Below are 17301 nucleotides of genomic sequence, written 5' to 3'. Positions count from 1 at the left end.
CACTGAATAGAGTTGGTATATGAATACCCCGCATGACTCATCGGAAAATGCATCAGCAGACTTTGCGCAGCAACTTCAATTGCAACGCATCGATCGAGATATTTTTAGCGGAATTGCAAATAACGGCGGGCCCATTCGTACCTATGGTGGTCAAGTAGCTGCACAATCCCTTATGGCTGCAGGCTTGACTGTGGAGGATCCACAAAGGCACGTCCACTCGTTGCATGGATACTTTCTGCGACCGGGGAGCAGCCAAGACCACATCACCTACCTAGTTGAGCGTCCTAGAGATGGCGGATCATTTTCCTCGCGCATCGTGCGAGCTATTCAAAATGGCGAAACTATCTTCATGATGACCGCATCATTTTCAGTTGATGACTGGGGGCCAGAGCATCAATTCGTTCAACCACTTGCCCCACCTCCTGAAGAGGGTACGAGCGATCCACACATGGATCCAGAGTTTGAGGATCGTGACGGTCCTAAAAAGTCTCGCAAGCCTCATCGCTGGATCGATTTGCGATTATTTAATCCTGAGAAATCAGTTGAGATGCACGACGGGCGATATGAGCGGATGGCTTGGGTGCGAATCTTGGAAGAATTGCCAAATGATCCACTGACTCAAGCGTGTGCTCTCACATATCTCTCAGACCTCACCATGGTCCCAACTGCTTTAAGTCCCAATGCCCATATGCGCCCGCAGCTTCAAATGGCATCAATCGACCATGCTGTTTGGTTCCACGCACCAATACGAACAGACGAGTGGCTGCTGTTTGCTCAAGACACCCCAGTTGCACGCGGGGGCCATGGGCTTGCGCGTGGCTTGTTTTACAACCCTGAGGGCACGCTCATTGCTTCTGTTGTTCAGGAATCCCTTATTCGAGGTCAACGCAAGAAGTCGTGATCAACAGTCGTTGAAATTCTTCATCGACAAGATTCACGATGTAGCCAGGACGATGCTTGTAGACCGCACAGAAATCTTTACCACCGCGAAAGCGTGTGGTTCCGAGCATGATTTTTCCTGGGAATCCTGTGCCCGGGGCACGAACTCCTCGCAAATGAATCCAAAGATCTTCCACATATTCAACGGCCAGTACATGTGATTCAGGAATCACGAGATTGCCATGCACAGCACCTAACTTCTCCCACCGAGATAGGTGTACTTCTAATGACGCTGCAATGCGAACCAACTGAGCCATGGCGTCAATCTAATGCGCAATGACATTACAACGGCAGATGCGCAACGAGCACTGGCACTTCCGCCATTGATCGAAGAGTGTCATTCATGTGCGTGCACCCATCGGTACCAGGCAGTTTTTCGTTAACTGAATCTCGGAAATTGCGCAAAGGTTGACCGACCATCCGACCAACCGAAAGCGTCGCCATTGGGCATTCGTAGTGTGGCAGCACACGGGGATCTGCAGATATGGAAAGAACATTTCCACTCACTGGATCTGCCGTTGCAGAAACTTCATATTCATGAACTGCATGGCGCTGACCTTCAGGCGAGGTGTACGAATCTTGAAAAAAGGCTTCGATACAAACAACACCATCTTCCAGCCAGATATCAATGCGGCGTGATCGTCGGTGTGATGCTTGCGTTGGAGAAGTTAATGCATGCCAAGCCCAAGGATCCGATGGATTGTCAATATCAGGAACTGGCTTGGTATCCCCCATGGTTCTGTTTGTTCCGTCTTCATTCAATGCCGTTGAACCTGGTGCGAATCCAGCGCAGATGCCTTGCATCACGCGCTTGCCCATGACAGCTTCCATCTTCTTCATCTGCGCGTCGAGTTCTTCAGGTGTTTGCCAGAAACGTAACGCGACACTGCCTACCAATGTTGCTCCAGATAAATCATCGAGCAATAAGTACAGCGGTGTCCCTGCAGCGACTTCTTCAGGAACCGCGGCTACAACGCGCCCACGTGAGTTACTGCCTCCAGTCGCACCAACCAGAACTTTGATTGCCTCGCGAGGTGGCACAGACTCCATTGCCACGATGCCGCGATCAGGAGCGACTGTGGCAAACAACGCATCTTCCGCGAGGACGATGGGCTCACTGCCATCACTTGGAGTCAAGAGATCCCTTGATCGACCAACAACCTCGCGATTGGCTTCCATTCCATTTGGCCAAATGCTGTCGATTGTCGACGTCCGCCGGATTGAACCCGGGCGACGAACCGGAGCAGCAACCGCAGGCCCCTTGGGGTGGAGCTCAAGGGGCACAACGATGGTCATTGGCGTTCCCTCTCTTGATCCGGTCTATCGGAGTACCAACAGATTTACTACGTTCGCAGTTTGACTGAACTCCAAGCCAAGGACAAGTGCTTTGGCTGAAAGCTTGCTACCACCATGTTTGTGGATAGTCAGCGTCGCCAAGGATGCGATGTGCACCCCACGCGAGAAACACCACCATGCACGCGAGAAGGACGAGCAGCGGCAGCGCAATGAGCGTGGTTGTTCCCGTAGTAAAGGTCAGCACCAACATGAGTGGAATCGCGGTTGCAGGTGCATGAAAGGCTCCCAGCAAGTGCATACAAAACATGGTGATGCCCCCCGCGATCACCGCTTCAACAAATATTGGCCCAGGAAGTTCAGCGAAAATCACACCAACGGTTCCAGCAACTATGTAGGCGGTGATGATGCGTAGTGGGCGCGAAATAGGGGAACTCGATGTAGCGAGCACTAACAAGAAACTCACCACTGGCGGAAACATTAATGGCGCAAGAACACTGTCGCGAATATCTAGTAACCAGTAAAGAAGAAAAAGAACACCCAAGCCCAAAGTCTCAACTGAGGCTAACGCCAACGCGCGTTTTACCGGCTTACGTTGACTCAAATCAACAACTGGATGTACGCGCAAGGGTCGAGCAAATCGACGCGACCGCTGCTGTGACATACCCCGATCTTAAGTCAGATCACTTAATGCACCTGGTGGAAATTATTCCTCTCGGCCCAAATAGTGTGGACCTATGTCCAACTCACGATTCAGTGTTGCGTCTGAGAATTCGCTCTTAAGTATTGGATCGAAGAATTCCATTTTGAGCATTGGCTCATTTGGATCGGCCTTCTCAATTGGCAGCGTGGGTTCATTCGGCTCGATTTTGAGTGTTGGTTCATTTTTGAGTGCTATTTCGCTCATGTCTGGCGTATCGAAATTTGGCGTTATGGCGTGGAAAAATAAGCGTTGATCTGGACTGATTGCCTCAAAAAGCTCTGAAAAGCCAGAAATCCCTGAGGAAAACGGCAAAGTTTCCACAGAATTCACACAAAGTGGACCCTGCCGTTAGGTAAATCACCATTTGTAGGGAAGACTCCTCAATAGGTACAGACATATCAGCACCACATCCCATGAGGACGAAGGCGTGATGCGGCTTTACCGCGTGAAGGACACACTGTCCGCCACGTCTTTCGTTAAGGAGATTTTGCAACATGGCACAAGGCACCGTTAAGTGGTTCAACGCTGAAAAGGGTTTCGGCTTCATCGAGCAAGCTGATGGCGGACCAGACGTATTCGTCCACTACTCAGCTATCGATTCAGATGGCTACCGCTCACTCGAAGAAAACCAGGCTGTCGAATTCGACATCACCCAGGGTCCAAAGGGACCTCAGGCTGACAAGGTTCGCGTCGTCTAATTCCAGACTTCGAATAGCAAAAAGGGCTCGGCCATTTGGCCGGGCCCTTTTTGTATCTCTATTCAACAGGATTGCGCAATACCGTCACGACAAAATCGGCATCACTCTTCCATGGCCGTAAATCCCACGTCGCAAATCTCGACTCAAGTGCAAAACCTGCTTCCGCAAGGTGCTGATCAAACTCATTGACTTCATAGCGGGCTGTATGAAAACCCACCACTGCAAAACCATCGGGTTTAAGCACTGCCCGAACGTTAGCTAGAACCTGAACTTCCGTTCCTGATGCAACGTAGGTGATCACGTTGCCCGCCATGACGGCTGCATCGAAAAACTCGGTTTCACCTAGTGACGTGAGTGTTAACTCGACAAGGTCTTGCACCTGCCATTTCGGACCGGCGTGATCTTCAATCGCTGCCTCAATCAGTACAGGATCCGCGTCAACACCCACCACCTCGTGCCCTGCCGCACACAGCCAAGCTCCAGTACGGCCTGGCCCGCAGCCTGCATCAAGAATTCGCGAACCTCGAGGGAGCATCGCATCGACCATGCGCGCCTCACCAGCGAGATCTACCCCTTGGGCGGAGAGCTCGCGGAAATGGTCGACGTACCACTGAGAGTGATGTTCTTCTGTCTCCGTGAACCAACGGGGCGGGGTAGCCATGGGTCGAGGCTAGTTCAATCCGCCCGATCCCCTGATGAAGCCTTGCTTAGGGCCTACGATCAACTCGCATTCATTGCCTCACACATGTACAAGGAGTCCTCATGACTGGTCGCGTCGCTGGAAAAGTTGCATTTATTACAGGTGCAGCGCGCGGACAGGGGCGAGCTCACGCCATTGCCTTGGCTGAAGAAGGTGCCGACATCATCGCTGTTGATATTTGCGAAAATGTGAAGTCTGTTGACTACGTGCTTGCAACCCCCGAAGACCTTGAAGACACAGCTGCAGCCGTTCGCGCACTTGGTCGCAAAATTTTGACGCGCGTCGTTGATGTGCGTGATGCCGAGGCAATGACAGCTGTAGTGAACGACGGGGTAGCTGAGTTTGGTCACCTTGACATCGTCGTAGCGAATGCTGGCGTGTGCATTACTCGCCCATGGAACAAAGTCAGCCCACAGATTTGGCAAGACACTCTCGATATCAACCTCACCGGTGTCTGGAATACCTGCACCGCAACGATTCCCCATCTGATCAAGAATGAGGGCGGGTCAATCATCATCACGAGCTCAACCGGTGGCATTAAGGGCTTGCCTTTCCTTGCACCATATGTGGCAACAAAGCATGCGATTGTTGGCATCGCAAAAAGTCTTGCAAATGAACTCGCAAGCAACAACATTCGCGTCAACACCATTCACCCAACTGGCGTGAACACCCCGATGGTTACCGGGCTTGGTGGCGAGGCTCCTACTGCAAGTGCTGGCAGCAACAAGCTCAGCCCTATTTACGACAACATGCTTGATGTCGGATTAATCGAAGCTCGCGATGTGAGCTACGCCGTTCTTTACCTTGCATCAGATGAAGCCAAGTATGTAACTGGCACTCAGCTGAAGATTGATGCGGGAAATACCAACCGTTAGATCAGGCGTTAAGGCATTTTCTAATCAAGTGGAAAACTGACCCCGAACAACGCTTTGCGCGCTGTGCCCGGCAATTCCGTCAAAATGCTCGACAGAAACGTCAACCAGTGGGAATTTGCTCATTTGCATGCCTGCAGGTAACGAGAAAATCGAATCGGATTGCGTGTTCAAAGTTCCAAGCGCAACCATTGTTTTCGCGTCAGCAGTAGCCATCCAAACCTCGTAATACCCATCAACAATAGGTGGCAAATCACGAACGGTCACGTGAAGCATCGGCCCTTGTTCCGTAGTTTCAACGACTGCTGTTCCTCGACTCGAAGAGTTAGCGACAGGTGCCAACTCAGCGCGAGCCACAACCTGTGTGCTCGACTCTTGGGATCCTTGTGATTCAAGAATTGCAGCAGTGAGAGCAGCACCAGCCACAATGCCAACAGATGCAGCGGCCACGCCTAGCCATACGGGAATGCGCTTGCGACTCCTAGCGGTGGCAAGCGAACGCACCACCTGCGAGTTTTCGTGATCGGTCGACCTTGAAGTGGAAAGATTCAATTCAAAAGCAATAGCCGACCACACATCATCTGGGGGAGAAACGAGCTGATCCCCCACAGTGTTGCTTCGCGAGATCTCGACAAAACTCGTTATGACTCTTTCTCTAGAAACCCTGCATTTAGATGCACTCGGGCCAAAAATTAATTATTTTTCTGAAGTTGCATCCAATTGACCTCTAAGTCAGGAAATAGCCAATACACCGTCCAAATAACGACGGACCCAATTCCGGGTAGAACTAGAGGAGAAAGCTATGCGTACCAAAATTTCTCGGGCGGCAGTTGCCGGCACCGCCGCACTCATCGGACTTGCCGCTCTCGCACCTACGGCCCAAGCTGCTGAAGGTGAAACCTCACTAGCAACGGTGCTCAAGGTCGGTCAATCTAAGTTCGACCGCGATTATGCGGATTTCGACATTCTGACAAAAGCAGTAGAAACTGTTTTGGGCGCTAAGCCAAATTCGAACGTCAAGCTCCTTGCTTATGGAATGACAGCACTTACCGTTTTCGCTCCTACTGACCAAGCATTCATGAACTTGGCAACCACACTCAGCGGTAAGAAGGTCAAGACAGAAGCTGCGGCATTCAAGGTTGTTGCCGGTCTTGGAGTGGACACCGTTGAAAATGTATTGCTCTATCACGTGGTGCCAGGGTCAACAATTCTTTCTCAGGATGCCTTGAAGGCCAACGGAGCCAAGCTCAAGTCTGCAGTTGAAGGAAAACTATTGGTGTCAAGGTGACCAGCAAGCCGGCAATCATCTTGAGCGATTACGCCCCGAAACTGACCAATCCACAGGTGATTTTAACCAAGGTCGACATCAACAAGGGCAATAAGCAGGTCGCTCACGGTATCGATGGAGTACTTCTTCCCTTTGCTCCATAAGTCTCTCAATCACTAAGCAAATGAGAGAAACGGTGTGTTCCGCCGCGTAACGCGGCGGAACACACCGTTGTCATTGCACTGTTGGCATCTTCAATGCCGAGATCGTCCTACTGAGCGGATGAAAGCCGCGCTTGTGCCGACCGGCTCCCGTAATTAGCGATGTCTAATACAAAGCCAAGAGCGATCACTACCCAACCCAATGGGCTGACACCATCAGCGAACGACCACACCACGATGTAGGCCAGTGCTGTCCATGGCAAGAAGAGCATTCCGAGAAGCGGCAACCAGAAGCCGCCAGTAAATGCGTCGGTCACGCGGGGGGTGAAAAGCCAGGCCCACAGAAAGGCCAGGCGTGGGCCAAGGAATCCGAGTACGAGTACGAAACAGCACATGTGTGTTCTCCCTAATTGTGCATCTGAGCACAGCATGGCGTACTGACGCTCCCAATGGCCACAAAGCAGTGCTCTAGGCAAAGAAACATGGAGCGCCCTCTTCCGAGGGACGCCCCATGCGGTTGTGGCTAGTTGACACAAGTCTATTCGCCTCATGAAGGGAAAGGCTGTTTACAACATCCGCACACATTTTCGGAGGAATCCGCCCACGTATTCAGAGTGAGTCCGGTCGCTCCAGCGCGATCCTGCCCGGTATTGGCCACACCAGGTCTGCACCCGACAGGGTGGGTTCCGTCGATGTGAGATCGCGCATGCGCTTTCGCGCGGCCCGATCCGCTGAAGTGTCAACGATTTCCTCGACAGAAATACGCCGCTCAAAGATTGAAGTGTCCAGTTGAGCGAGTTCGAGGCTTCGTGGTTGCGGAAGAATGAGCTCTGGCGGAATGGAGTCCTCTGGGTGATGGAAAAGGTACCCGCGGGCATTCTCCAACGTGTGGTCAACGAAAACTCTCCAAAGGTTGGTCGTTCCTCCGACTTGTACATCTGCTCCGTGCTCGTGCGGCATGACGACTAAACCCAACTTTCGGGACAAGGGCAATAAATAGGCCTCGGCGGTCGCCAATCCCACACCCAGGAATGACGGAAGATCCGAAGGCGCGACGAGCGAAACCGGATGGTCGCAAGTGAAGAGATTGCGTCGTTGAAATGTCACCAGCATCCATTGACTCTGGAACACTAAGTCAGTGAGCCATGGCAATGTCTCGCCTATCGTGCGCGCATGGAAGAAGGCGTCTGGCTCCAGTGTGGGTCCACCGCCCTGTGTGAGGTCGTTCCATTCCCATTCCAGTCGCGCATCCGAAATGGCTCTACCTTCATGGGCTTCGATGGCTTGGCGCAGTGCTGGCCTGCCTGCCATCAGCACAATCATTTGGTGCATCTGTGCCATTAACTGGTTTTGCGTTCTGCGGAGCGCTGGCCCACGCATGTATTGCAGTGCAATCCAACTGGCAAGTGTCGCTTTTTCCTCAGACGGCAGGGGCCAAAGGGAATCGACCCCGCGCTGAAGCACACCCGCTGCTGGACCTTCCAGTTCTCCGAACGCTCGCTCCATCGTGTCATCAAGGGAGCCGTCCTCTGCGCGCACGGAGTAGAAATCCGTGTCTACCGTCGCATTGACAACGGAGTTCAAATGCGTGTGATGACCCGGCAGATGCACTTGTGAAAGTTGTCTTGACTCGTTGGCGAATCCGGCCAGATAAAACTTCGACACCGTGTGGTGTCGACGGCGAAGTGGATCCTTGCGATGCGCCATGTCAGGTCGCCCCGACTATGCGGCTTCTTCTCCTGCAATGACTTCGGCTTGGTCTAGGACTAACTGGGTGGCTGATTCTTCTTGGTCGGGTGGATACCCATACTTCAGCAAAAGTCGCTTAATGGCGGAGCGCAGTTTCGCGCGGACCTGTTCTTTGACGTTCCAGTCAGTTTTAGCGTCGCGGCGGACAATGTCGACCAGTTCGTGGGCGATTTTCTTGAGCGTGTCATCGCCGAGTTCCATAACGGCCGCGTCGTTTGTGCGGATCGCGTCATAGAAAGCGAGCTCGTCGGAGTTGAGACCAAGTTTGCCTCCGCGGTCGGCTTCATTCTGCAGGGTTTTGGCTAGGTCAACGAGTTCAGCGACGACCTGGGCGGCGTCAAGGGTTCTGTTTTGGTAGCGCAAAAGGGACTGCTCGAGCATCTCTGAGAACGCACGGCCAGAGACGATGTTGCGTTTGGAAATGCGGGTGATTTCTCCTGCGAGGATTTTCTTTAACACCTGTATTTGGATGTTGGGTTTGTTGGTCTTCTTGAATCGGTCGATGAACTCATCGTCAATGAGGGACAGGTCGGGTTTGGCGATGCCGGCTTCCTCGTAAATGTCGATGACACCGGTTCCAGCCATAGCGCCAGAGATGATTTGCTGGATGGCGGTGTCCATCGCGGCGTTGGGGTCGCCGCCTTCACGGTCAACGCCTTCGATTTTGGCGATTTGTGAGCGGATGGCTTCAAAGAATGCGACGTCATCTCGGATTGCTAGCGCTTTGTCGCTGGGTACACACATGACGTACAGGGCAATCAGGTCGCGGGTCTGAGACATGAACCTGTGTTTAAGGCACGGGGCTTCCTTGGTGCAGGCATCTAGGGATGGGGCTTCAACATGTTGAGCCAACAGATATTCCACTGTGGAGGTGAGGGTGTCTATGAATGCCTTCGGGCCGCCAGAAGCTAAACCGTTGCGCCACTCGCATCCATGAAGAATGTTGCACACCACTTCGTGTTTGGAGACCATCGCGGGGATCGCTTTGATCGAGATATCTTGGCCAAGTTCCTGACTTTTTTGATCACGAGATGTGTAGTCCGCGAGGGCGCTTTTAAGGTCTTCAGCGATACCTAAATAGTCCACAACTAGACCTGCGGGCTTGTCCTTGAAAGTGCGGTTCACGCGCGCAATGGCCTGCATGAGGTTCGCGCCCTTCATCGGCTTATCCACATACATGGTGTGCATGGAAGGTGAATCAAATCCGGTGAGCCACATGTCGCGCACAATGACGATGTCAAGTTCATCATTTGGGTCTTTCGCGCGGGACTTCAATGCGCGAAGAGCTTCTTTGGAACGAATGTGGGGTTGAAGTGTTGCATCATCAGCGGCGGAACCAGTGATAACAACTTTCAGTTTCCCTGTGGTGTTGTCATCGCTTGCCCAGTCAGGGCGCAGTTTCGCGATTTCGTCATACAGCGCTACTGCGATACGGCGGGACATCGCAACAATGATCGCCTTGCCTGTCATTGCTTCTTTACGTGCTTCCCAATGCGAGACGATGTCGGTAGCAAGTTCTTTGATGCGTTTATCTGACCCGACGATCGCTTCAACCTGAGCCCAACGGGACTTCAGTCGTTCCTTAGCCTCTTCCTCCGTACCCGAGGTCGCTTTCGCGAACTCCTCATCAAGGACGCCCAACGCGTCCTTGGGAAGTTCCACCTTTGCAAGACGAGGTTCGTACAAAACTTTCACCGTCGCGCCATCAGCAACAGCCTGGGTCAGGTCATACACGTCAATGTATTCACCGAACACCTGACGAGTGGATTTGTCTTTAGCCTCAATGGGCGTGCCAGTGAAACCGATGTAAGTCGCGTTCGGCAGGCCATCGCGCAAGTGGCGGGCGAAACCGTCAATAAAGTCATAGTTGGAGCGGTGAGCCTCATCAACCATGACAACAATGTTGATCCGCTCCGACAGAGTCGGGAAACTCGTTCCAGCGTCCCTCTCATCCTTAGATAACCCGAACTTCTGCAACGTGGAGAAAATAATGCCACCGGACTGCCGCTTGTTCAGTAACTCTTTCAAATGCTCACGCGAGTCAGCCTGCACCGGTGCTTCCGGCAAAGGCGCACCAGGCTTAGAAGCTGCGAACGTGTCATCAAACAACTGATCATCAAGATCGTTACGGTCCGTCAGGACAACGATGGTCGGATTCTCCATCGCAGGGTGACGCATGATCTTGCCCGCGTACCACTCCATCTCCAGGGATTTGCCTGAGCCTTGGGTGTGCCACACGACACCAGCACGGCCATCGCCCTCGACCGCTTCCACGGTGGAGATGACGGCCTTGTTCACCGCCCAGAACTGGTGATACTTCGCGGTCTTCTTCACCATGCCCGCGCCATCACCGGTGTAGACGACAAAGTTGCGCACCAGGTCCAGCAGACGCTCAGGGGTGCACATGCCCTTGGTGAGAACCTCGATCTCCGAGACTCCCTTCGGCACACTCGATCCGTCGATGGTCTTCCACGGGGCGTAGTGCTCCCACCCCGCAGTGAACGTGCCCGCGCGGGCATTCACCCCATCGGAGATCACCGTGACCTGGTTCCACGTGAACACGTCAGGGATCTGGTTGCGGTAGGTGGCGATCTGGTTGAACGCCCCGCGCAGGGTCGCGTTCTTCGCACCCGCGCGCTTCAACTCGAACAGCACCAGCGGCAGGCCGTTGACGAACAGCAGCACATCCGGGCGGCGCTCGGACTTGCCCTTGATCGTGAACTGGTTGATCGCCACAAGATTGTTATTCGCCGGATCATCCCAGTCGACAATCCGCGCACGCGCATCCTTGATCGCACCAGAGGAATCCCGGTACTGGACCGGCACACCCTCGGTCAGGAGTTGATAAGCGCGCCAGTTCTCCGTCATCGCAACCTGGGACTCAGCCCGCAGTACCGTCTTCACCACATCCTCAACCGCATCCTGCGACAAGAACGGACTCAACTCCGCCACAGCCGTCCGAAGACGACCGACCAACACCACATCTCGGTAATCCGTGCGCTCCTCATTCGGCTCACCCGGCGCAAGATCCGGGCCGTATACGACACCCCAGCCCTCGTTCTTCAAGAACTCGAGAACCAAGAACTCGAGATCAGACTCAGTTGGAATCATGCTCACGCGGCCACCTCCTCAACCACGCGCACACGACCAGACATCAGAAGCGGCAGGAGTTCATCGCGGGTCGATGCAAGTTGTGAGTTCTCCGCATGTAGCGCAGCAATAGCCTTTTCCAGAGTTCCAAGCGCGCGGTTCGCACTATCCAACTCTTCCGGCGATAACCAAGGGATCTCTGTGTTCATGAGGCTTTCGATTCTCACGAACGGTTGTCCACTACCCGCCCGATGCATGTCCATATCCACGGACAGTAAGGACCTGTGAAGCCAATATGCATCTGAAGGCCGCTTCGCTCGAATCGCTGACGCATTGTTGTTGATCCACGCACTATCTTCGGAAAAGGCAAGCGCTCCACAGAACGAACCGATGCGAGCAAGTACCGTCAGGGGTCCGCGATGCAGGAACTCAGAGTGAGTTCCCATGATGCTGTTCGAACCATGGACAACGTACTGACCGCCAGCCTCGTATTTGTCTTTGGCGAGATACTTACCCGCAAGGTGATCGGCCACCTCTGATAGGCGGACCTTGAGATCCGACGACTGAATCCAGCGGCTCGCTTGGGCCGCCGCCATCTCGTCGAGGTCCGCCATGAGCCCTCGGTTCACTTCGATGAGGTCATCCAGGGCACCCAAAACTCCAGCGATACGGCGCTGCTCGTTGAGCGGAGGCAGCGGGATTTCGAGATCTGCCAGTTCCGCGAGACTGAAGTTTGCCTGGACAGACTGCACAACTCGAGATTGAGCCTGTTGGACTCGCACGCGATCTCCTAGGACACAGGAAAGGTACCCGATGTCGACCAAACTTTTGTTAGCCCGAACGATGGCTACCGCTTGATTTGTGTTCGCAGGAAGGTGGTGTTGGCGCACGCGCGCAACACGTCCAATCGTCCCTGCGATTGTGAATAGGAGATCATCTTCTTGGACTACGGACCTGGACAGAATGGCGTTGGTCGCGGCGTCAATATAAGCGAACTTGGATGGAATGAGGCGTCCGTCTTGGCTAATCGTTTCCACTTTAATGAAGTTGATACGGTCAGGTCCCGCACCTGAGATAAATGACTTCGGCGTAGTGCCTTTGGTTATCTTCGACGCTAGATCCCCCAACCGCACCGTTGGCCACTCGCTACTCATCGGCGGCAACCTCGAGGCTAGAAAGGGCTTGAATCACTATGCGGTGAAGGCCGTCTCTAGATTCAAATCCCATTTGAACTGATTCAGTTAATCGCGCGATCTTCGAACCAAGCGGCTCGTCATCTTTGGTCGCAACTTCGGAGCCGACAAATCGTCCCGGCGTCAAAATATGGTCGTGAGTACGAACGTCCTCTAACTTGACCGATGAGCAGAAGCCGGCGATGTCTTCGTAAGGCTCGAGGTCAGGTTCACCGCGCCAAGCGTTGTAGGTGGAAGCGATTTTCTCGATTTCGGCGTCTGAAAGTTCCTTCACCGTGCGCGTGACCATAGAACCCATTGAACGCGCATCGATAAAGAGGATCTCGCCACGGCGATCGCGCTGTGGGCGTTCAGACTTCACTCCCTGTGCCGTTTTGTCCTTTGTCAGGAACCAAATCGAGACCGGGATGCCGGTTGTGTAGAACAACTTGTCCGGCATGGCGACGATGCATTCGACTAGGTCTGCTTCAACCAAGTTCTTGCGGATCTCTCCCTCGCCAGATGTCTTGGATGAAAGGGACCCGTTTGCAAGGACCGTTGCCATCGTTCCTGTCGGCGACAGGTGATGGACCATGTGTTGAATCCATGCATAGTTTGCGTTGCCTGCCGGGGGTGTCCCATATTGCCAGCGCGGGTCGTCCCGGAGGTGCTCTCCGCCCCATTCTTTGATGTTGAACGGTGGGTTCGCGATGATGAAGTCGGCACGCAAGTCTGGGTGCTGATCGCTACCGAACGAATCCCCCCACTGTGACCCCAGGTTCGCGTCGATGCCCCGAAGGGCGAGGTTCATCTTCGCCAGACGCCACGTGGTGGGGTTCTGCTCCTGGCCGAACACGGAGATGTCGTTACGGACACCGCCGTGGGCCTTGATGAAGTTGTCGGCTTGCACGAACATGCCGCCGGAGCCGCATGCCGGGTCGAAGACGCGGCCGTTAAACGGTTGGAGCATGTCGACCATGAGTTTCACAACGGAACGTGGGGTGTAGAACTCGCCGCCGAGTTTGCCTTCGGCTGATGCGAACTGGCTGACCATGTATTCGAAGACGCGACCGAGGACGTCAAGGTTCTCGTGTTCGGCTGCGGTGAGATCCTCGCGAGAGAAGTTGTCTATCAACCCGCCGAGAGTGGCTGGGGTGAGCTCGCGTCGCGCGTAACTCTTCGGGAGCACACCTTTAAGCGACGGGTTTTCCTTTTCAATGGCGTCCATCGCACTATCGATCCGTGCGCCGATGTCCGCCTGCTTTGCAGCTTTTCGCAGGTCATCCCAACGGTGACCTTCTGGAACCCAGAAAACACCTTCCGATGTGTACTCGTCGCGGGATTCCAAGATTGAGTGGCGGGCCTCCTCAGTGGGCATGAAGTAGTCCGAGTTTGGATCTTCAACGAGGGTGGCGAGTTGATTTTGACGCTGAGCGAATACATCAGAGACGTATTTCAAGAAGATCAGACCAAGCACGACATGCTTGTACTCAGCGGCATCCATGTTGGAGCGAAGCCGATCAGCAGCCTCCCATAGTGAAGCTTCAAGGCCCTGACTTGCTGCCTGCTTCTTACTCTTTGGTGGCATTGCTTCCCCGTATTCCTACTTCTCTTTCGCGAACTGCTTACATCGGCACCCAGCCGAACTGACGCAACGGTCAAGCAGCCCTAGCAAGTGACTGTACCGGGGTATCACTCCGCACTCGACCCCAATGTCTTCACCCCAGCTCTAGCCCGAGTCCTTACGCCCAAGCGAATGACCAACCGCAGCAACGCGCCACCCCGCAGCTAACTCAATCCACTGGATTGCCCACCTCACCTCACCCACATACCCAGCGGCCGCATGGCCGGAAACTGATCACAGGCAAACCGAAAAGCCGAGATGACTTCGTCGCACCTTTAGTTCTGACCACTTTCACGACAAAATGCATTAGAACATGCAAAAGTCCCAACAGATCGCTCCGCTGGGACTTTTGTAGTGGGTTATATCAACAGATTACGTCAACTACCCGTTGTGGAGGTGCCGGGAATCGAACCCGGGTCCGTGCAGGCTTCTTCCGTACTTCTACGTGTGTAGCCGCGCTATCGTTTTCTCGACCCCTGTGCTTCGTGCGGCACTGCACTGGACGGTCCAGTCACTGTTTGGTTTTCCTCCAGCACCCGTGACCGGTGCCTTTGGTGAGTCCCCTAGCGACGTCAGACCCCAACTCGGGGACGCATTGGGCTGACGGCAGATATTTACTTATGCCGCGAGGGCGTAAGCGTCTGCAGACTGCGTTTTGTTGGCAGTTATTAGTTTCAAGGATTCTTAACGAGATCACCTTGATTCTCGACACGCTTCTCCGGTCAAAACATCTGTCCGTCGAAACCTGTCACCCCCATATGGAATTTTCTAGCTGCATTGAGCTTGTGGCTCTTGGCCATCGTAAATCCCCCACGGCTAATCACGAAATATGAGGGATTACCTATCTATCCACAGGCTGTCTTGAAGTGGGTTCTCATCCACAGTTTGTCGCCGCAATCTTGAATCTGGCGCTCTGGCACCAAAAACTTCAACCGTTCAGCATTGAGAAATTGTCTCACTGGTGAGACAATTGAGGGGTGAAAGAAGTGACGATTCGAGACTTACGAAATAACGGCGGAGAGATTCTTGATGCCGTGATGCGCGGTGAAGGCATGACTGTGACTCGCCAGGGTAGAGCGATTGCGGAATTGCGCCCTCTTCGCAAACCAGGCGTCCGTGTCGAAACCTTGGAACGGGTGTTTCAAGGATGTCCTACGTACAAATACGAAGACCTCCTTGCTGACATGGATGAGTTCATGGACTTGTCGCTATGAAACCGCGATATCTCCACGGCTTACTCGACACCAGCGTTGTAGTGGAGCTCACCGACTTCATAAGTTCCGGCCAACTTCCGCTTGAGTCTGATATCTCATCGATCACACTCGCTGAGCTTTCCGTTGGACCACTCGTAGCAAAAACGCCGCAAGAACAAAGTGCCCGCCAGTCAGTACTCCAACTTGTGGAGGCGAGTTTTGATCCGTTGCCATTCGATGAAACAACAGCTCGAGTTTTCGGTCGAGTTGCCGCGCAACTTCGAAACAGTGGCAGGAAAACTAAAGCCCGAGCCTTTGACGCGTTGATTGCATCAGTCGCGATTCAGCACGAGTTACCTTTGTTTACGAAGAACCCTCAAGATTTCCAAGACATTCAAGGCCTCGAAGTCGTTGCCATCAACGGCAAGTTCTAGTCACGCAATCCCTTGGATGCCCGACCGATTGCCTTCGAGGCCTCGCGCTTGGATTCCCGCTCAGCAATGGCATGGCGCTTGTCATACGACTTCCTGCCTCTGGCCAATGCAATCTCAACCTTGGCGTAACCATCATTGAAATACATCGACAGCGGAATAAGCGTCAGGCCTGATTCCTTTGTCGCCTTCATGATGCGACGAATCTCGTCTTTCTTCAACAAGAGCTTGCGCGCACGACGTGGTTCATGGTTCGTCCAGGTGCCAAGGTCGTATTCGGGAATATGAACACCGCGCATCCAAATTTCACCATCATCAACACTGGCGTAACCATCAGTGAGCGTTGCGCGCCCTGCACGAAGTGATTTTACTTCGGTGCCAGTGAGCACCATGCCAGCTTCGAATACATCTTCGATTGAGTAGTCGTGGCGAGCTTTACGGTTTTGGGCGATTAATTTCCGCCCTTGTTCACGCGCCATTTTGCTTCTCCCGCGCCGCTTCTAGAACTGCGCGATTTTGTCGCACCCAACCAATCACAAACAAGGTCACTGCGCTCACCGCGGCAACAATCGCCCAGAGGTAAATATAAATATCAATTGCCGCACCAACTGGTGGGCCATATGGCAAGTAGTTACGCAGCAGTGGCAAAGCAAAGAGCACACCGCCAGCCCAAGCCATCAATCCGACTTCAGCCTTGCGTCGATTTGTAAAGACAAGAGCTGCCACGATCAAGGTTGTGCCAGAAAGAAGTGCAACTAAGAACAACATCAAGATCGCAAAAACTTTTGTGGAGAAGGATCGCGTGAATGCAATCTCGCCACCCGATTGCTCCAGCATTTGAGTTGGGAACATGTCGACGGTGTCCCATCCGCTCACACCGCCACCTTGTTGCAAACCGACTTTGGTGAAGCCCAGGGTTTCTAAACCACCCGCACCGTCAGACCTATAAGTCTCAGCAGAGATTTGGAAGTCACCAACATGGGTGTCGAAGGGATACAAAGCTTGCTCACCATCGACTCCGACTAAGGATTCAAAACGACCAAGCGGTTCGCCAGCTGCGTACTTCACTTCTTGGGTGCCAAGGGAACTGGAAACCAAAATACGCGTTGCATTTATTAATTTGCCATTGGAATCAAGAATGTCTGCGCCTTGAGCTCCAAGGGAAATGTTCAGCGTGACACGGTCTTTTTCCGCATTGACGTCTACTGGATCAATAGTTGCGATGATTCCTGGAGTTTTTGTGGTGCCAAGCTCACTCGACGAAACATTGCCGCCTTCTGCGTTATAGAAATGAACGACAAGCGCATAGAGAACAACGATGACAACGCCAATCACACCAAGCACCCAGCCACCTCGACGCGTCAATGGTCGAGGTTGAGGTATGAGTTGTGGGTCAAGATCTGACATGA

General features: G+C 53.4%; 20 protein-coding genes and 1 other RNA gene. 7 read left to right on the top strand and 14 right to left on the bottom strand.

The annotated features are described in order from the left end of the window. Window positions 1–19: 19 nt before the first annotated feature. Window positions 20–901: an acyl-CoA thioesterase II gene (locus PHN51_03750; GenBank protein ID MDD2817894.1), complete on the top strand. Its 882-nt coding sequence runs from the start codon at window positions 20–22 to the stop codon at window positions 899–901. Here PHN51_03750 and PHN51_03745 read toward each other — a convergent pair. From PHN51_03745 to PHN51_03730, 4 genes are all read right to left on the bottom strand, one after another. Further along, window positions 873–1196: a hypothetical protein gene (locus tag PHN51_03745; protein ID MDD2817893.1), complete on the bottom strand. Its 324-nt coding sequence runs from the start codon at window positions 1194–1196 to the stop codon at window positions 873–875. The two genes, PHN51_03750 and PHN51_03745, sit on opposite strands and share 29 nt — an antisense overlap. A 25-nt stretch (window positions 1197–1221) precedes the next feature. Next, window positions 1222–2235 (bottom strand): DUF2889 domain-containing protein, encoded by a 1014-nt coding sequence (locus PHN51_03740; GenBank protein ID MDD2817892.1) that lies wholly within the window; start codon window positions 2233–2235, stop codon window positions 1222–1224. Between the two features lie 106 nt (window positions 2236–2341). Continuing rightward, window positions 2342–2896 carry an HPP family protein gene (locus PHN51_03735; GenBank protein MDD2817891.1) on the bottom strand — a complete coding sequence of 185 codons (555 nt, stop codon included), beginning with the start codon at window positions 2894–2896 and terminating at the stop codon, window positions 2342–2344. 42 nt (window positions 2897–2938) lie between these two features. Beyond that, window positions 2939–3265, bottom strand: a complete 327-nt coding sequence (locus tag PHN51_03730) for a hypothetical protein (protein MDD2817890.1) — start codon at window positions 3263–3265, stop codon at window positions 2939–2941. A gap of 164 nt (window positions 3266–3429) precedes the next feature. Between PHN51_03730 and PHN51_03725 the strand changes: the two genes are divergently transcribed. Next, the gene (locus PHN51_03725; GenBank protein MDD2817889.1) at window positions 3430–3633 is read left to right on the top strand and encodes a cold-shock protein; all 204 of its coding nucleotides are present in this window, start codon (window positions 3430–3432) and stop codon (window positions 3631–3633) included. Between the two features lie 58 nt (window positions 3634–3691). Here the strand turns inward: PHN51_03725 and PHN51_03720 are convergent, their stop codons facing one another. Then, on the bottom strand, window positions 3692–4294 hold the full coding sequence (locus tag PHN51_03720; protein ID MDD2817888.1) for a class I SAM-dependent methyltransferase: 603 nt from the start codon (window positions 4292–4294) through the stop codon (window positions 3692–3694). A gap of 101 nt (window positions 4295–4395) precedes the next feature. Here PHN51_03720 and PHN51_03715 point away from each other — a divergent pair, with 101 nt between their 5' ends. After that, the gene (locus tag PHN51_03715) at window positions 4396–5208 is read left to right on the top strand and encodes a mycofactocin-coupled SDR family oxidoreductase (GenBank protein MDD2817887.1); all 813 of its coding nucleotides are present in this window, start codon (window positions 4396–4398) and stop codon (window positions 5206–5208) included. Between the two features lie 24 nt (window positions 5209–5232). Here the strand turns inward: PHN51_03715 and PHN51_03710 are convergent, their stop codons facing one another. Continuing rightward, a complete protein-coding gene (locus PHN51_03710; GenBank protein ID MDD2817886.1) occupies window positions 5233–5781 on the bottom strand; it encodes an anti-sigma factor in 549 nt (182 codons plus the stop codon). A 226-nt stretch (window positions 5782–6007) separates the two neighbouring features. Between PHN51_03710 and PHN51_03705 the strand changes: the two genes are divergently transcribed. Further along, window positions 6008–6493: a fasciclin domain-containing protein gene (locus PHN51_03705; GenBank protein ID MDD2817885.1), complete on the top strand. Its 486-nt coding sequence runs from the start codon at window positions 6008–6010 to the stop codon at window positions 6491–6493. Next, complete coding sequence (locus PHN51_03700) at window positions 6490–6636, top strand: hypothetical protein (protein ID MDD2817884.1); 147 nt, start codon at window positions 6490–6492, stop codon at window positions 6634–6636. Before PHN51_03705 ends, PHN51_03700 begins: the two co-directional genes overlap by 4 nt. Window positions 6637–6743: 107 nt before the next feature. On the opposite strand, the gene PHN51_03695 is transcribed toward PHN51_03700, so the two are convergent. The 6 genes from PHN51_03695 to ssrA all read right to left on the bottom strand — a co-directional run bounded on the left by PHN51_03695 (window position 6744) and on the right by ssrA (window position 15024). Then, entirely contained in the window at window positions 6744–7028 is a 285-nt protein-coding gene (locus PHN51_03695; protein MDD2817883.1) for a hypothetical protein, read from the bottom strand. A 214-nt stretch (window positions 7029–7242) separates the two neighbouring features. Next, window positions 7243–8340 (bottom strand): DUF4238 domain-containing protein, encoded by a 1098-nt coding sequence (locus tag PHN51_03690; protein MDD2817882.1) that lies wholly within the window; start codon window positions 8338–8340, stop codon window positions 7243–7245. A 15-nt stretch (window positions 8341–8355) separates the two neighbouring features. Further along, entirely contained in the window at window positions 8356–11493 is a 3138-nt protein-coding gene (locus PHN51_03685; GenBank protein MDD2817881.1) for a type I restriction endonuclease subunit R, read from the bottom strand. A gap of 2 nt (window positions 11494–11495) precedes the next feature. Further along, the gene (locus PHN51_03680) at window positions 11496–12626 is read right to left on the bottom strand and encodes a restriction endonuclease subunit S (protein MDD2817880.1); all 1131 of its coding nucleotides are present in this window, start codon (window positions 12624–12626) and stop codon (window positions 11496–11498) included. After that, window positions 12619–14232 carry a class I SAM-dependent DNA methyltransferase gene (locus PHN51_03675; GenBank protein ID MDD2817879.1) on the bottom strand — a complete coding sequence of 538 codons (1614 nt, stop codon included), beginning with the start codon at window positions 14230–14232 and terminating at the stop codon, window positions 12619–12621. The genes PHN51_03680 and PHN51_03675 overlap by 8 nt, the downstream gene beginning before the upstream one ends. A gap of 424 nt (window positions 14233–14656) precedes the next feature. After that, window positions 14657–15024: a transfer-messenger RNA gene (ssrA, locus tag PHN51_03670) on the bottom strand. A 230-nt stretch (window positions 15025–15254) separates the two neighbouring features. Between ssrA and PHN51_03665 the strand changes: the two genes are divergently transcribed. Both PHN51_03665 and PHN51_03660 read left to right on the top strand, forming a co-directional pair. Continuing rightward, window positions 15255–15482, top strand: coding sequence for a type II toxin-antitoxin system prevent-host-death family antitoxin (locus PHN51_03665; protein MDD2817878.1), 228 nt, complete (start codon window positions 15255–15257; stop codon window positions 15480–15482). Next, the gene (locus PHN51_03660) at window positions 15479–15895 is read left to right on the top strand and encodes a type II toxin-antitoxin system VapC family toxin (protein ID MDD2817877.1); all 417 of its coding nucleotides are present in this window, start codon (window positions 15479–15481) and stop codon (window positions 15893–15895) included. Before PHN51_03665 ends, PHN51_03660 begins: the two co-directional genes overlap by 4 nt. Here the strand turns inward: PHN51_03660 and smpB are convergent. Then, window positions 15892–16371 (bottom strand): SsrA-binding protein SmpB, encoded by a 480-nt coding sequence (gene smpB, locus PHN51_03655; GenBank protein MDD2817876.1) that lies wholly within the window; start codon window positions 16369–16371, stop codon window positions 15892–15894. The genes PHN51_03660 and smpB overlap by 4 nt on opposite strands. Further along, the gene (locus tag PHN51_03650) at window positions 16361–17299 is read right to left on the bottom strand and encodes a DUF4436 family protein (GenBank protein MDD2817875.1); all 939 of its coding nucleotides are present in this window, start codon (window positions 17297–17299) and stop codon (window positions 16361–16363) included. Before PHN51_03650 ends, smpB begins: the two co-directional genes overlap by 11 nt. Window positions 17300–17301 lie beyond the last annotated feature (2 nt).

Source organism: Candidatus Nanopelagicales bacterium, from assembly GCA_028687755.1.
GTDB lineage: Bacteria > Actinomycetota > Actinomycetes > S36-B12 > S36-B12 > UBA11398.
This window is presented reverse-complemented; position numbering and strand designations above follow the sequence as displayed.